Source organism: Cytobacillus sp. GQ23 (genome assembly GCF_059758675.1).
Map to the genome: position 1 here is coordinate 131,441 of NZ_JCAXER010000003.1, position 15,097 is coordinate 146,537.

Here is a 15,097-nt window from a genome sequence, read left to right on the forward strand (position 1 = left end):
CTGTCACCTCGTCTCCTCTTTTCGCTCCTTTGCACGAAGTTGTCCGCATGCTGCATCTATATCATGACCGTGCTCCCTGCGAATGGTTACATTAATGCCGTGATTCTTGAGTGTCTTTTCAAATGCAAAAATCTGATCCTTGGGTGTTCTTACATAATCCCGCTCCGGCACATAGTTTACTGGAATCAGGTTAACATGGCACTTAACATTTTTTATTAACTTAGCAAGCTCTTCTGCATGTTCCACCTGATCATTTACCCCTCCAAATAAGCCATATTCGAAGCTTACACGCCTGCCTGTCTTATTAATATAATACCTGATTGAATCCATAAGGTCCGGCAGCTTATATGCTCTATTTATTGGCATAAGGCGGCTTCTGATTTCGGTGTTTGGAGCATGTAAGGAAATCGCGAAATTAATCTGCATATTTTCATCTGCAAATTTATAGATTTTTGGAATGATTCCGCTTGTCGATACAGTGATATGGCGTGCGCCGATGTTCAGTCCTTTATCATGGTTGATAATTTTAAGGAATGAGAGCATGCTGTCATAATTATCAAATGGCTCACCAATTCCCATAATAACAACTGAACTGACCCGTTCATCTGTCTCATCAAGTGCCTGTTGTACTTTTACGACTTGAGCAACAATTTCTCCTGCTTCAAGATTACGTTTTAATCCGCCTAATGTGGAAGCACAGAATGTGCATCCGATCCGGCAGCCAACCTGAGTGGTAACACATACTGAATTCCCGTAGTCATGTCTCATCAGTACAGTTTCAATCGAATAGCCGTCATGAAGTTCAAATAAAAACTTAATCGTCCCATCAGCTGACTCCTGCTGGATGATCGTTTTAAGGGTTGTCAGCGAAAAATTTGCTGATAAGGTATCCCGCAGCCCTTTTGACAGATTTGTCATATCCTCAAATGATGTGACTCTCTTTGTATAAAGCCAATCAAATATTTGCTCAGCCCTGAAGGCTTTCTCATTATTTTCTTTAAGCCATTCCTTCAGCTCATGGAGCTGTAAAGTATAAATGGATGTTTTTTGTTCTGCTGTCATTTTCTCTGCTGTATTTTGTTCCATTTATTGCACCTTCTTTCTCAGACAGGCAATATAAAACCCGTCCGAACCAATATCCTGCGGTAAAATCTGCATTTCAAATCCATTTATTAATGGAGTAATCGCATTAGGCATCCGCTCCTGAACAGATGGATCTCCCTCAAATTCCGCATTGTCCTTTAAAAACGCGTGAACAACATGCTGATTTTCTTCTTTGTCCACTGTACACGTACTATATACAAGAATACCACCTTTTTTCACTAAAGGTGAAACGGCATCCAATAGATCTCTCTGAATCTTATGGAGATGATATAAATCTTCTTCTTTTTTCGTGTATTTCATATCAGGCTTTCTTCTCATGACTCCAAGTCCTGAACAAGGAGCATCCACTAAAATACGGTCAAAAGATTCTTTTTCATAATGCTCCTGGACTTTTCTGCTGTCAAGGGCATTTGTCCTAATATTTGAAAGTCCCAGCCTATCAGCATTATCATTGATCAGCCTTACCTTATGCTCGTGAAGGTCCAGTGATATAACCTGTCCGGTATTTTGCAGTTTTTCTGCTATATGTGTGGTTTTTCCTCCTGGTGCTGCACATGTGTCCAGGATTCTTTCATCTTGATTTCCTCCAAGGGCATAAGCAGCAAGCATGGAGCTTTCATCCTGAATGGTAATCAGCCCATCTTTGAATACACGGGAATTGGCCAGGTTGCCTCTTAAACATTTTATGGCAACTGGTATAAATGGGCTTGGTTCGACTTTATAACCTTCTTCCTCCAGAAGTGACAGGCACTCCTCCCTGGAAGTCTTTACCTCATTTACCCTTGCCGTCTGCAGAGGGGCTGTTAAGTTTATTTCACACATTTTCTTTGCTTCTTCAAATCCAAGCTGATCGACCCATCTTTTAACTAGCCATTCGGGATGACTCGTTTCAATTGAGAGACGCTCCACACTGTCTTCAATTTGTTCGAGATCCGGGAGCCCCTTCCTCTGAATATTTCTTAACACACCGTTGACCATGCCGGAAATTCCTTTATGCCCTCTTCGTTTTGCTATTTCTACTGCTTCAAAAATGGCTGCGCGGTCAGGAATTTTGTCCAGATAAACCATCTGATACAGAGTTAGCCTTAAGAGCTGATTGACCCAGCTTTCGACTTTTTTATTGCCTGCCAAAAAGGGCTTCAGGTAAAAATCGAGTGTCATCCGGCGCTGGAGAGTACCATATGTCAGTTCGGTAAGAAGCCCAATGTCCTTCTGTTCTATTTCATTCTTTTTGATAGCGTTATTCAATAAAAGATTGCTATAAGACTGGTTTTTTTCAATGGCCTCGAGAAGCTCTAATGCAGTTTCTCTTACATTTTTCGTCTTTAGTTTTTTCATTCGGTGTCTCCAAAACGGCTGCCGTCTGTAAGATTGGACCCTGCACCTCTTAAAAATTGTTCTGCTGGCATCTTTTTCTTACCTGATGGCTGCAGTTCAGTAATTTTAACCGCTGTTTCATTCCCTGCTGCCACAACGATTCCGTCTTCTTCAAGCCTGATGATTGTTCCCGGGTCATGGTTTTCAGCATGTCTGATCTTCTTTGAATTCCAGATTTTAATTACTTTGCCTTCAAATGTTGTATAAGCAACCGGCCATGGGTTTAACCCTCTTATGTGGTTATAAATTTCTTCGCCGGTATTGCTCCAGTCGATTTTTTCCTGTTCTCTTTTGATGTTATATGCAAAAGTAGCTTCTTCTTCATTTTGCCTGATGGGATTCAATTCACCATTCAGAAGCTTTGGCAGGGTATCTGATAAAAGTTTGGATCCCGCCTCGCTGAGTTTATCGTGAAGAGTGCCGACTGTATCTGTTTCAGTAATCGGCACCTCAACTTGTGTTAAAATATCCCCGGCATCCAGCTTTTCGGCCATATACATAATCGTGATTCCAGTTTTTTCTTTCCCCTGAAGAATGGCGTAATGAATAGGTGCACCGCCCCGCAATTCCGGAAGCAATGATGCATGTACATTTATACAGCCAAACTTAGGCGCTTCCAAGAGATCTTTCGGCAAAATTTGTCCAAACGCAGCTGTGACGATCAGGTCAGGCTTAAGAGCCAGAACTTTCTCCAGCTCTTCCGGCTGGCGGATTTTTTCGGGCTGATATACAGGGATCCCCTGTTTTTCAGCTTCAACTTTTACAGGCGGGGGAGTAAGGACCTTTCTTCTTCCAACTGGTCTGTCAGGCTGTGTAACCACCCCGATTACTTCATATCCGTCCTCTATTACTTGCTTTAATACCGGCACTGAAAAATCCGGTGTGCCCATAAAAACTATTTTTGTCATTCAGCTTCCAATCCTTCCAACTCTTCTTCGGTCAAGTATCTTGATACTTTTGAGGTAAATAGTACTCCATGCAAATGATCAATTTCATGTAGAATCGCTCTTGCCAGGAAACCTTCAGCCTCAAGGGTATAATATTTCCCTTTTCGGTCCTGTGCCTTTATTTTGACATAGATTGGCCTTGCTACTTCACCATACAATCCCGGAAAACTCAAGCACCCCTCAGGGCCTGTCTGCTCGCCATCTATTTCAAGGATTACCGGATTGATCATTTCAATTGTTCCAAACTCATCATCTATATCAACAATGGCAATTTGCTGCTTTTGCCCAATTTGCGGAGCAGCGAGACCGACACCATCGAATTCAAGCATCGTATCATACATATCATTTAATAATTTGCCAAGCTTCTTATCAAACACTTTAACTGGTTCGCATTCAGCCTCCAGAATTTCAGCCGGATAAGTAACAATTTTTTTTACCGCCAAAACATTTCCTCCATTTTTATCTATTTTCAACCAATGTGGGTTTATATATAACCAAAAAAGCAGAAGCCCCGTAAGGGACTTGGGGGATTTCTTCTAAAAGATGAATCTTTTGGTACTACATTAAAATATATGGATTCAGATCAATAGAAACGGTTAGGCCCCCTGAAGAAATTTCCTGCTGGTAATTATCCAGGATTTTCTTCAATATTTGGCCAAGTTCCGGCTCCCGCTTGTATTTTATCAGACATTGATACCGATATCTATCATTGATCCGCGGTATCGGGGAAGCAACCGGACCAAGAACTATGCTCTCTGCAGATAATTTTGACTGAATGTACTGCGTGATCTTCTCGGTTACCGAAACAGCCTTCATTAATTCCTCATGACTGACAGTGACAAGGGAAATATAGAAGAAAGGAGGATATCTATGGATTTTGCGGACCATCATTTCTCTATCATAGAATTTATTGTAATCCTGATCCCCAGCCAGCTCTATACTATAATGTTCAGGAGTATAGGTCTGAATGATTACCTCACCCTCCAATTGGTGCCTCCCGGCCCGTCCGCTTACCTGTGTCAGCAGCTGAAAGGTTTTTTCTGAAGAGCGGAAATCAGGCAGGTGCAGCATGGTATCTGCCGATAGGACACCTACTAACGTAATATTGGGAAAATCAAGGCCTTTTGCAATCATCTGAGTCCCAAGGAGAATATCTGCATGCCCTTCCTGAAATTGATCGAGGAGTTTTTCATGTGCACCCTTCCGGCTGGTTGTGTCAACATCCATCCGGATTACCTTCGCTTCGGGAAGAATCTTTGTCAATTCCTCTTCCACTTTCTGAGTACCCGTCCCAAAATAACGGATATGCTCACTTTCACATTCCGGGCATGTATTTGGAACCGCTGCCTCATGGCCGCAGTAATGACATTTCATCTGCTGGCTATAACGATGATACGTCAAAGATATATCACAATGCGGGCAATTAAGGACATAACCGCAGTCCCTGCACATAACAAATGATGAGTGACCTCTTTTATTTAGAAATAATACGATCTGTTCTTTTTTTTCCAGGCGGTCTTTTACTTTTTCAAGGAGCTTCCTTGAGAACATTGACCGGTTTCCTTCGCGCAGCTCTTCCCTCATATCAATAATATCAACAGAAGGGAGAGCCTGATTGTTCATCCTTTTTTCGAGAGTGAGGAGATGGTAAACTCCTTTTTGTGCCCGTGCAAAAGATTCCAATGAGGGAGTTGCACTGCCGAGCACCACAGGACATTTGTGATTTCCCGCTCTTTGGATGGCGACGTCCCTTGCATGGTATCTTGGGTTTTCTTCCTGTTTATAGCTGGTTTCGTGTTCTTCATCAATTATAATGATTCCAAGGTTTTCAAAAGGTGCAAAGATTGCCGAACGGGCTCCGACAACAACCTTGACTTCCTTCCGCTGTATTTTTCTCCATTCATCATACTTTTCTCCTGCTGAAAGACCGCTGTGCATAACAGCCACCTGATCGCCAAACCTTCCTTTAAAACGTTTAACCATCTGTGGAGTTAAAGAGATTTCAGGAACAAGGACAATGGCTTCTTTGCCTTCCTCCAGCACCCGCTGGATGGATTGCAGATAAACCTCCGTTTTTCCGCTCCCTGTTACCCCATAAAGTAAAAAGGTTTCATGACGATTGTCTTCAATAGAATTAAGGATAGGGATAATGGCTTTTCTTTGTTCATCGGTCAAAGAGAGCGGATCGGTTCTTTCGAATTTACGGTCTCCAAAAGGATTACGGTAAATTTCTACGTCCTTTCGGCCAATCAGCCCTTTTTGCATAAGACCTTTTATTGTAGAAGAGGTGATGCCAAACATGGAAAATAACTCTTTCTGATCGACCGTTCCCTCTTCCTGAAGAAAATACTCAAGCACTTCCTTTTGTTTAGTTGCATTTCCTGGCAGCTTTTGTAGGTAATCAGCAAGCTCCTCAGAGGGAGCCGCAGCAAACACTTGCTTGATTTTTTTCTTTTTCACCCGTTCTTTAACCTGATAGATAATTTCAATATTTCCTTTGGATGCTTCCTTTTGAAGAAGTGATAAAGCTCCGCCTTTTACAGCATCATCCCAGGTAATTTCATCGGCATTCCGGAAGATTGCCCATACTTTTTCCGGAAGAAGCTTTCGATCTGCCTTTTCGGACATTACAAGTTTCTTTTCATATTTAGCCTTTAATGCTGCAGGCAGCATAGCCTGGAAGGCAGACACTTTATAGCATAATGTTTTTTCTGTCAGCCATTCCCCAAGAGTCAAAAGCTCCTGGTTGAGGACTGGATTTAAATCCATCGGCTCTGCTATGGATTTTAACTGATGAAAATCCGACTCTTCCTTTAATCCTATAACAAACCCCTGTATTTTTCTCGGCCCAAATGGAACAACCACCCTCATGCCAGGGAGAATAACACCTATCAGATGAGAGGGTATTTTATAATCAAACGCCCGGTCAGTCTGTTTGGCAGGAACATCGACAATAACACTAGCTATATTCATTCATGCTCATCCTTTAGCAGCTTCGCAGCTTCTTCAAGAATTTTTTCGGCAACATCCTTCTTGGACATAAGCGGAAGTTTTTCCGATGACCCATCCTTTTTATAAAAGGTAACTATATTAGTGTCCGTTCCAAAGCCTGCACCTTCAGCAGTTACATTATTGGCAACGATCATATCGGCATTTTTCTTCATTAACTTGCTCTTTGCATACTCTTCGACCTGTTCGGTTTCAGCGGCAAACCCTATCAGGATTTGCTTCCTCTTTCTTTGTCCCAGCTCGAACAATATATCCTTCGTCCTTTCAAGCTCCAAAACTTCATCCCCAGGCTTTTTCTTCATTTTATGCGCAGAGGTCTTCTTTGGACGATAATCTGAGACGGCAGCGGTCTTTACGACAATATCGGCATTTTCAAATTCATTTATTGCCGCCTGATACATTTCTTCAGCTGATTCCACCTTTATCAGTGTTAAGCCGGCAGGCGCATCGATTGAAACCGGGCCGGATATTAAGACAACTTCAGCACCTGCAGAGACCGCAGCTTCCGCGATTGCATAGCCCATTTTCCCCGAAGAATGGTTCGTAATATACCGGACTGGATCGATTTTTTCCCTCGTCGGGCCTGCAGTTATGACCACTTTTCGGCCAGTAAACTTAAATCTGGCAGGCTTGAAAAATTCACTAATTGTTTCTGTGATTTTTTCCGGCTCTTCAAGTCTGCCTTTTCCAACATAGCCGCAGGCAAGGTACCCTTCTGAAGGCTCTATGAATCTACAGCCAAAGCAATATAGGGTTTCAATATTTTTTTGGACAGCAGGATGGCTGTACATATGCACATTCATTGCAGGTGCAATCCAGATAGGTGATGTTGCAGCCAAGAGAGTGGTTGTAATCATATTATCTGCAATTCCATTGGCAAGCTTCCCGATAACATTTGCTGTAGCCGGAGCAACAAGAATTAAATCGGCCCAATCAGCCAGGTCGATGTGTGCAATTACTTTCGAGTCTTTTTCATCAAAAGTGTCGGTGTAAACATCATGTCTTGAAAGGGCCTGAAAAGTTAATGGTGCAACAAACTTAGCAGCCGATTCACTTAGGATAACTTTTACCTGTGCCCCGCCCTGTGTCAGCTTGCTCGTTAAGGCTGCAACTTTATAAACAGCAATTCCACCGGTTACACATAATAATATTTTCTTTCCAGTCAGCATTATATGACCCCACCAATCTAAAAAATAATTCTTCTCTATGAAAAACAGCCTGGCTATCTATTTCTATTTAAAGCCTGGCCATTAATAGCAATTACCTTTCATGATAGTTCAATTATGCAAGAAGAGCAGTGAATTTTCATCTAATAAAACCTCAAACAAAAATAACAACCTTTGGAAAGGTTGTTATTCAGCGATTTCACTCGTATGATTCATTGGCAGTTTTTTCGCCCAGGCGGTAATGAAGCTGGTCTGCATGTATTTCCTCAAGTGCCTTGCCCACATTTTTATGTGATTTATATTTTTCAAGCTGAGGTCTGGCATTAAGCTGAAGCTTGCGGGCACGCTTGGCCGCAACTGAAACAAGTGAATATTTGGAGTCAATCTTTGTCATTAGAGAATCAATAGATGGATAAAGCATATTTATTCTACCTCCAGCATTTTTTTATATTTAGGTTCTACACGTTCCCTGCGGCAGTGTTCAGCTACTACAATGGCTTTTATTCTTTCACAGGCCAGATCGATTTGATCATTCTCTACAACATAATCGTATAAATTCATCATTTCAATCTCTTCTTTTGCTGCATTCATGCGATTGTTGATAATATCTTCTGTCTCTGTCCCTCTCGTCACGATACGGTTCTTAAGCTCTGATAAACTAGGGGGAACCAGGAAAATGAACAGGCCGTCCGGAAATTTCTCGCGTACCTGTCGGGCACCCTGAACTTCAATTTCAAGGAAAACATCTTTTCCGCGGTCAAGTGTTTCTCTTACATAATCAACTGGAGTTCCATAGTAGTTCCCCACAAACTCCGCATATTCCAGCAGCTTATCCTGCCGGATGAGCTCTTCAAACTCCTCACGCGTTTTGAAAAAATAATCAACTCCATTGACCTCTCCCTCTCTTGGGGATCTCGTTGTCATTGAAATAGAATATTCAAAAGCAGTATCAGACTGAGCAAATATTTCTTTTCTTACTGTTCCTTTTCCTACACCTGAGGGTCCGGATAGAACGATCAATAACCCTTTTTCTTTCATTTATAAAATCCTACCCTTCCTCAATAATTTCATCACGGTCATTTAATCGGTGCGCGACGGTTTCCGGCTGGACCGCAGACAAAATAACATGGTCACTGTCCATAACGATAACAGCCCGTGTGCGCCTGCCATATGTAGCATCTATTAAAGAGCCCCGGTCCCGCGCGTCCTGAATAATCCGTTTAATCGGGGCAGATTCGGGACTGACTATTGATATAATCCGGTTGGCTGATACAATATTGCCAAAACCGATATTGATCAGTTTAATTGACATTTGGGTCCTCCAATCATCAGTTATTTAGTTTGACCCGCAGAGACGGAATCTAAACAACTGCTATTCAATATTTTGAACCTGTTCCTTCATTTTTTCCAATAAACTCTTTATTTCAACAACTTCGGCAGCTATTTCTGCACTATTTGCCTTGGAGCCGATTGTATTCGCTTCACGGTTCATTTCCTGCAGAATAAAGTCAAGCTTTCTTCCGGCTGGTTCTGTTAGCTGAAGTGTATGCTCAAATTGACTTATGTGGCTTTGCAGTCTTATTAGTTCTTCACTGATATCAGCTTTATCAGCGAATACCGCTACCTCTGTCAAAATTCTCGGTTCATCCACCTGACCATCCAGAAATTCCTTCATGCGCCTCTGCAATCTTTCCTGGTAAAGCTTTGCAACGGTTGGTGCATACTCTTTCAGTTTGATGACCCGATTGCTTAAAAGACTTAGATGGCTGCGAAGATCTTTTTCCAGCTCATCTCCCTCTGCTTTCCTCATCTGCATTAACTGCAGGCATGCCTCTTCAGCAGCAGAAAGGACCAGCTGGCTCAATTCCTCATTGCCGGCCTCTTTTTCTTCAATCCCAATTAATTCTTCACGTATGACATCCCCGATGGAGAGGTCCGTTTGAATTTGATACTTTGCTTGAATTGCAGTTATGTATTGATAATATTCATCTAATAGTTCCCAGTCAACATTTACTTTTCGGCTGGCCAGGCCATCGCCGTCAATAGTGATAAAAACCTCAATTCTCCCTCTTTTGATATGCCTGTTAAGCTTTTTCTTTATTTTGTCTTCAATATGCATCAGCTGTCTGGGCATTCTTATCTGAAATTCGGAAAAGCGATGATTTACAGTTTTTATTTCAACCGTAATGGAGCATTGCCCGGAATCTTTCTTGCTTCTGCCATAACCAGTCATGCTTACTGCCATTTTTCACACTTCCTTTTGGGAAAAGCACAGCTCGTAAAAAGCACTTACTTTCAGTCAGCGGCATGGTGCCTGTGCAGTTTATGTATAAAAATCAAGTAGTGATGGAGATTTATATGTTTGCGCAAAAAAGAAAGGTAATAGAGATCTTCTCTACTACCTAAAGGATTATAACATATTTTATTTTGTTTTTCTTGCCAAAAATGTGCCAGCCAGTAAAAATGTTGGAATGGCTGAGAGCCCTGTAATCATAAACCAGTCGCGGAATTCTATAGGGACTGTGTGAAATATTGGCTGAAGAGGAGGATAGTATATGACAACCAGCACTAAAGCCAGGGAAGAGATGACTGCCCAGACTAAATATTTATTGCCAAATGGATTTCTTGAGAACACAGACTTTTCACTTCGGCAATCAAATACATGAATCAGCTGAGCCATTACCAATGTGGCAAACGCCACTGTCTGTGCATACGCAAGATGATCCGGATTGGCCCGGTAGGCAAAAATAAACGCAAGTAATGTCACAAGTCCGATTAAAAAGCCTCTTGAAACCACTTTCCAGCCAAGCCCTCTTGAAAAGACGCCTTCCTTAGGGCTCCTTGGCTTCCTTTTCATCACATTCTCCTCGGGCTGATCAAGGCCCAGGGCCATTGCCGGAAGTCCATCTGTAACAAGATTCACCCAGAGAATCTGAATTGGAACTAATGGCAGCGGAAGGGCTAGAAGCATAGCAAACAGCATTACCAGAATCTCACCAACATTTGATGCAAGCAAATACCTGATAAACTTGCGGATATTTTCGTAGATATTTCTTCCTTCTTTTATCGCGGCTTTTATAGTAGCAAAATTATCATCCAGCAATACAAGTGCAGATGCCTCTTTAGCAACATCTGTGCCTGTGATGCCCATTGAAATGCCGATATCTGCTGCTTTAATTGCTGGCGCATCATTAACACCATCACCTGTCATGGCGACGATATGACCTCTATTTTGAAGAGCCTTGACAATTTTCAATTTATGTTCAGGCGATACTCTGGCAAATACAGCAACATCCTCAACTACATCTTCAAGGTTTTCTACAGACATCTCTGCCAGGTCTTTGCCTTGAAGTACTTTGGAGCCTTCTGTTAAAATACCTAATTGTTTTGCAATGGCTTGTGCTGTAATCACATGATCTCCTGTGATCATGATCGTTTTGATTCCTGCTTCCCTGCATTCCTTTACTGCTTCTTTAACCTCCGGCCTCGGCGGGTCAATCATCCCCTGGAGCCCGATAAAAGTTAATCCCTTCTCCGCCTCTTTTTCATCCAGAATGACATTTTTTGACGGGATTTCTTTATAGCCTATCGCGATTGTTCTTAATGCCTGTGATGCCAGGTCTTCTATGGCTGCCTGAATTTCACCTGAAAGCTCCCTCGAAAGAATCTGCCGCCTTCCCTCCCAAAGAACTGCTTCACTTTTCCCGACTAAGACATCAGGAGCACCTTTAGTAACAATGAATTGCCTGCCATTATGGTCCTTCACCACAACACTCATCATTTTTCTGGCAGAGTCAAACGGAAACTCATTAATAATCTGAAATTGATTTAGCAGACTGCTCCTGTTATAGCCGCCTTTCATGGCAGCTACAAGGAGAGCACCTTCAGTCGGATCACCATCAATCACAAACTCACTATTTTTCTGCTGTATTTCCGCATGGTTGCACAGCATGCCAAACATAAGCATCTGCTGCAGCGCTTTATCACTTTTCGGATCAATTTGGCTGTCATTTCTATAAAACTGCCCCTGCGGCTCATACCCGACACCATCTACTCTCCATTCTTTCCCTCCGCTCCAGAGATGGGTGACGGTCATTTTATTCTGGGTCATGGTTCCGGTTTTGTCTGAGCAAATAACAGACGCACAGCCAAGTGTTTCAACGGCAGGCAGCTTCCGTACGATTGCCTTTTTCCTTATCATCCTTTGAACACCAAGTGAGAGCGCCACCGTCACAATGGCCGGCAGCCCTTCGGGAATTGCCGCAACAGCCAATGAGACACCTGCAAGGAACATTGTATATAATTCCTGTCCCTGCATTACACCTGCTGCAACAACGAGAACGGTTAGAAAAATCGCTGCCGTAATGAGAATTTTACCGAGCTGTTCCAGCCTCCGCTGAAGCGGTGTTGTCATGGTTTCTGCATTTTGCAGCAAATCTGCAATTTGGCCCATAGCGGTATTCATCCCTGTTCCGACAACCACACCCAATCCGTTGCCGCGGGTCACCATTGTACCCATAAATGCCATATTTTCCATATCGCCAATAGCAAGGTTAGGTGTTTTCAGAGAGCCGGTCCTCTTTTGAACAGGCAGTGACTCTCCCGTTAAGGCAGATTCCTCAATTTCAAGGCTATTGGATTCTACTATTCTTACATCAGCTCCCACTCTGTCACCAGTGGAAAATTTCAGCAGATCCCCAACAGCTACTTCTCTTGAGGGAATCTTCCTCCATTCCCCATCTCGAAGCGCAAGGACCTGTGGAGCAGATAACTCTTTTAGTGCACTTAGTGACTTTTCTGCTTTCCTTTCCTGAAAAAAGCCCAGAAACCCATTTATGATTACAATTGCAATAATGGCAATCGCATCAATATATTCACCAAGCAGCCCCGAAATCAAGGTGGCAGCTAATAAAACAAGAACCATGAAATCCTTAAATTGACTAAAAAATAAGAGCAAAGCAGACTGCTTTTCTCCCTCTTTCAATTCATTTAAGCCATATTGCTTGTGGCGTTTTTTTACATCTTCTTCAGTTAAGCCTGCCTTAATGTCTGTATTTAAGGCTTGCTCAACCTCCCTTTCGTTCATTTCATGGAACTTCATCCGGACATCACACTTCCTCCTTTGTGGTTTGAGAAAAGCCATAAAAGCCTCCGGTGCAGGGATTAAGAACCGAAAAAATCCCGGAAGCACTCACAGCCAGACTTTCAGAGAATCCGCCAAATGGCAGACTATCCTTTTCTGCTAAATCAAGGCAGAGTTGTCCAATCTCACTCTAAAGAAAGCATATTCATCCCTGTCCAAAAAAATGCTATTATTATTAGAAAAGCGGAAGCGCCTTGCCCACCCCCGACAAGCATAAGACGGGGCTGCCGAAAAGGCGTCCTTTGCCTTTTTGGAAGATCCGGCTTGTGACCTCGAGGGGGTAGGCGCTGGAGCTAGACAATTATCGAAGTACAAAGACATAATTTTAGCCCTATTAGAAAAGCGGAAGCGCCTTGTCCACGAAGGAATGCAGACTAAAAAAGCCACGACCAATAGCTGCCGCTTTTGGTCGTGCGATGTATCGCTGCCGCAGCTATCCTTGTCCTGCGGCAACGTCTGCATGACCTTCATCCTCCCACCTTGTTACCTCGAGGGGGCATAGGCATAGGAGGCAGACAGCTTCAGAAAAACGGTAGCTCTTGCAAAAAGTAAGCATTAAAACTTGATTTAATTCAATAAATGAAAGAATAATGTATATCTAGTTATTTTAAAAAGAAGAGAGTGTTTCAATATGTCATTTGATGGTTTGTTCACAAGAGCTATGACGAAAGAGCTTATAGATACTATAAAGGGCGGGAGAATCAATAAGATTCAGCAGCCATATAAAAATGAAATCATTTTAGTTGTGAGGGCAAATGGTAAAAATCACAGGCTTTTGCTGTCTGCCCATCCAAGCTATGCGAGAGTCCAGCTTACAAATGAATCACATGAAAACCCTTCAGAGCCTCCTATGTTCTGCATGCTTTTAAGAAAGCACCTGGAAGGCTACATACTTGAAGATGTACATCAAAACGGGCTAGACCGTATTATGGTGTTTGAGGTAAAAGGCAGGAATGAGATTGGCGATACATCCTATAAACAGCTGATTGTTGAAATTATGGGCCGGCACAGCAATATTACGCTGGTGGATAAATCCCGCAACATCATTCTCGACAGCATCAAACATGTTTCCTTTGCCGTTAATAGCCATCGTGCGATTTTGCCGGGACAGGAGTATATTCTCCCTCCGTCTCAGGACAAAATGAATCCTTTTGAAGCGGATGAAGAAGCTTTACTGCGCAGAATTGATTTTAACAGCGGGAAAGTTGATAAACAGCTTGTGGCAGGTTTCTCCGGAATCTCACCGCTCTTTGCAAAAGAAGTGATTCACCATGCCGGTCTTGTTAACAGGACAACTCTTCCTAAGAGCTTCCAGTATTTTATTGATTTGCTTAAAGACCATAGCATAAGGCCGGCCATTACAGCAGGGGAAAACAAAGAAAGCTTTTATCTATTTCCCCTCCAGCATATAAAAGGCCAAAGCAGTCTATTCAGTTCCCTGAGTAAAATGCTGGACAGATTTTATTTCGGTAAAGCCGAAAGAGACCGCGTAAAACAGCAATCCAATGATCTTGAACGGTTCATCGTAAATGAGAAAGAAAAGAATGAGAAAAAAATTGAGAAATTGAAAAAAACCCTTCATGAAGCTGAAAGTGCCGATAAACATCAACTATACGGGGAATTGATCACAGCAAATATTTATGCGATTCAAAAGGGAATGAAAGAAGCGGAAGTCATCAATTATTACGATGAAAATGGAGCTTCAGTTGTGATTCCTTTAGATCCTCAGAAGACACCTTCAGAAAATGCACAAAAGTATTTTACAAGATACCAAAAAGCAAAAAATGCCGTAATAGCAGTTAAAGAGCAAATTAAAAAAGCAGAAGAAGAAGCGGCATACTTTGAGTCTCTCCTTCAGCAAGTAGAAACGGCATCAACAAGAGACATTGCCGAAATAAGAGAAGAACTCACTGAAGGCGGTTATATTCGTGAAAGGCAGAAACGGGGAAATAAGAAACAGCAGAATCTTAAGCCTGTTCTTGACCGTTATATTTCCAGCGGCGGAACGGAAATTCTAGTGGGTAAAAACAACAAACAGAATGATTACTTAACGAACAAATTAGCCGCAAGGGATGAAATCTGGCTGCATACAAAAGATATCCCCGGTTCACATGTGGTGATCCGAAGCAAGGAACCGGCAGAAAATACAATTCTTGAAGCAGCATCCCTTGCAGCTTACTTCAGCAAAGCACGGAATTCCAGTTCCGTACCTGTTGACTTCACCCAAGTCAGACATGTGAAGAAACCAAGCGGAGGAAAACCTGGATTTGTCATATATGACAATCAGCAGACGGTTTATGTTACCCCTGATGAAGAACTGGTGTTGTCTTTGAAACAAAATCTTTAAATAA

12 protein-coding genes are annotated in these 15,097 nt (G+C 42.4%); 1 reads left to right on the top strand and 11 read right to left on the bottom strand.

Annotated features, from left to right (window positions below):
- Window positions 1–3 precede the first annotated feature (3 nt).
- From rlmN to AC6CHU_RS03635, 11 genes are all read right to left on the bottom strand, one after another.
- The gene (gene rlmN, locus AC6CHU_RS03585; protein WP_159862619.1) at window positions 4–1,086 is read right to left on the bottom strand and encodes a dual-specificity RNA methyltransferase RlmN; all 1,083 of its coding nucleotides are present in this window, start codon (window positions 1,084–1,086) and stop codon (window positions 4–6) included.
- Window positions 1,087–2,442: a 16S rRNA (cytosine(967)-C(5))-methyltransferase RsmB gene (gene rsmB / locus AC6CHU_RS03590; RefSeq protein ID WP_159862618.1), complete on the bottom strand. Its 1,356-nt coding sequence runs from the start codon at window positions 2,440–2,442 to the stop codon at window positions 1,087–1,089.
- A complete protein-coding gene (gene fmt, locus AC6CHU_RS03595; protein WP_159862617.1) occupies window positions 2,439–3,389 on the bottom strand; it encodes a methionyl-tRNA formyltransferase in 951 nt (316 codons plus the stop codon). The genes rsmB and fmt overlap by 4 nt, the downstream gene beginning before the upstream one ends.
- Window positions 3,386–3,871, bottom strand: coding sequence for a peptide deformylase (def, locus tag AC6CHU_RS03600; protein ID WP_159862616.1), 486 nt, complete (start codon window positions 3,869–3,871; stop codon window positions 3,386–3,388). The genes fmt and def overlap by 4 nt, the downstream gene beginning before the upstream one ends.
- A 115-nt stretch (window positions 3,872–3,986) precedes the next feature.
- Window positions 3,987–6,401, bottom strand: a complete 2,415-nt coding sequence (gene priA / locus AC6CHU_RS03605; RefSeq protein ID WP_159862615.1) for a primosomal protein N' — start codon at window positions 6,399–6,401, stop codon at window positions 3,987–3,989.
- Window positions 6,398–7,606 carry a bifunctional phosphopantothenoylcysteine decarboxylase/phosphopantothenate--cysteine ligase CoaBC gene (gene coaBC, locus AC6CHU_RS03610; protein WP_498120075.1) on the bottom strand — a complete coding sequence of 403 codons (1,209 nt, stop codon included), beginning with the start codon at window positions 7,604–7,606 and terminating at the stop codon, window positions 6,398–6,400. The genes priA and coaBC overlap by 4 nt, the downstream gene beginning before the upstream one ends.
- A 196-nt stretch (window positions 7,607–7,802) precedes the next feature.
- Window positions 7,803–8,024 (bottom strand): DNA-directed RNA polymerase subunit omega, encoded by a 222-nt coding sequence (gene rpoZ, locus AC6CHU_RS03615; protein ID WP_048007924.1) that lies wholly within the window; start codon window positions 8,022–8,024, stop codon window positions 7,803–7,805.
- Window positions 8,025–8,026: 2 nt separating this feature from the next.
- The gene (gmk, locus tag AC6CHU_RS03620) at window positions 8,027–8,641 is read right to left on the bottom strand and encodes a guanylate kinase (protein ID WP_159862613.1); all 615 of its coding nucleotides are present in this window, start codon (window positions 8,639–8,641) and stop codon (window positions 8,027–8,029) included.
- A 10-nt stretch (window positions 8,642–8,651) separates the two neighbouring features.
- Window positions 8,652–8,915, bottom strand: coding sequence for an extracellular matrix/biofilm regulator RemA (gene remA, locus AC6CHU_RS03625; protein ID WP_026585597.1), 264 nt, complete (start codon window positions 8,913–8,915; stop codon window positions 8,652–8,654).
- Between the two features lie 60 nt (window positions 8,916–8,975).
- Window positions 8,976–9,848: a YicC/YloC family endoribonuclease gene (locus tag AC6CHU_RS03630; protein WP_159862612.1), complete on the bottom strand. Its 873-nt coding sequence runs from the start codon at window positions 9,846–9,848 to the stop codon at window positions 8,976–8,978.
- Window positions 9,849–10,025: 177 nt separating this feature from the next.
- Window positions 10,026–12,704 (bottom strand): calcium-translocating P-type ATPase, SERCA-type, encoded by a 2,679-nt coding sequence (locus tag AC6CHU_RS03635; RefSeq protein ID WP_251282811.1) that lies wholly within the window; start codon window positions 12,702–12,704, stop codon window positions 10,026–10,028.
- A gap of 673 nt (window positions 12,705–13,377) precedes the next feature.
- Here AC6CHU_RS03635 and AC6CHU_RS03640 point away from each other — a divergent pair.
- A complete protein-coding gene (locus tag AC6CHU_RS03640) occupies window positions 13,378–15,093 on the top strand; it encodes an Rqc2 family fibronectin-binding protein (protein ID WP_341070392.1) in 1,716 nt (571 codons plus the stop codon).
- Window positions 15,094–15,097 lie beyond the last annotated feature (4 nt).

Excerpts from the sequence above, each read along its gene's own strand:
- gmk (WP_159862613.1), bottom strand. The coding sequence starts at position 8,641 with ATGAAAGAAAAAGGGTTATTGATCGTTCTATCCGGACCCTCAGGTGTA.
- fmt (WP_159862617.1), bottom strand. The coding sequence starts at position 3,389 with ATGACAAAAATAGTTTTTATGGGCACACCGGATTTTTCAGTGCCGGTA.
- AC6CHU_RS03630 (WP_159862612.1), bottom strand. The coding sequence starts at position 9,848 with ATGGCAGTAAGCATGACTGGTTATGGCAGAAGCAAGAAAGATTCCGGG.
- AC6CHU_RS03640 (WP_341070392.1), top strand. The coding sequence starts at position 13,378 with ATGTCATTTGATGGTTTGTTCACAAGAGCTATGACGAAAGAGCTTATA.
- priA (WP_159862615.1), bottom strand. The coding sequence starts at position 6,401 with ATGAATATAGCTAGTGTTATTGTCGATGTTCCTGCCAAACAGACTGAC.
- AC6CHU_RS03635 (WP_251282811.1), bottom strand. The coding sequence starts at position 12,704 with ATGAAGTTCCATGAAATGAACGAAAGGGAGGTTGAGCAAGCCTTAAAT.
- rpoZ (WP_048007924.1), bottom strand. The coding sequence starts at position 8,024 with ATGCTTTATCCATCTATTGATTCTCTAATGACAAAGATTGACTCCAAA.
- remA (WP_026585597.1), bottom strand. The coding sequence starts at position 8,915 with ATGTCAATTAAACTGATCAATATCGGTTTTGGCAATATTGTATCAGCC.
- coaBC (WP_498120075.1), bottom strand. The coding sequence starts at position 7,606 with ATGCTGACTGGAAAGAAAATATTATTATGTGTAACCGGTGGAATTGCT.
- rsmB (WP_159862618.1), bottom strand. The coding sequence starts at position 2,442 with ATGAAAAAACTAAAGACGAAAAATGTAAGAGAAACTGCATTAGAGCTT.
- rlmN (WP_159862619.1), bottom strand. The coding sequence starts at position 1,086 with ATGGAACAAAATACAGCAGAGAAAATGACAGCAGAACAAAAAACATCC.